Here is a 358-nt window from a genome sequence, read left to right as displayed (position 1 = left end):
CGCTACTTTAACCAAACTGGATCAGATCGATACCAATTCCAGCAACAATCAAGACAGCGCCAGCGTAAAAGCAGACTGCTTTAAGATTTATAATGAATTTTCGCCAAACGATGACGGACAAAACGATACGTTCTACATTGACTGTATCGAACGCTATCCAGACAATCAGCTCGAAATATTCAACCGCTGGGGTAATTTGGTTTACTATAAAAAAGGTTACGACAATACGTGGGACGGAAAAGCAGATGGCTCTGCCAAAACACTCCCTGAAGGCACCTATTTCTATATTCTCGATTTAGGCGACGGTTCTAAAAAAACCTCTGGATGGCTTTATCTAAAATAAAACAGCAGGGCACTA

General features: G+C 41.3%; 1 protein-coding gene. It reads left to right on the top strand.

All coding sequences use genetic code 11. From position 1 onward, the window contains the following. Positions 1-343: gliding motility-associated C-terminal domain-containing protein (locus ACWA1F_RS23970; protein ID WP_456897551.1), on the top strand; the 343-nt coding region annotated here is incomplete at its 5' end. Positions 344-358: the final 15 nt, after the last annotated feature.

Source organism: Flavobacterium erigeronis, from assembly GCF_054075165.1.
This window is presented reverse-complemented; position numbering and strand designations above follow the sequence as displayed.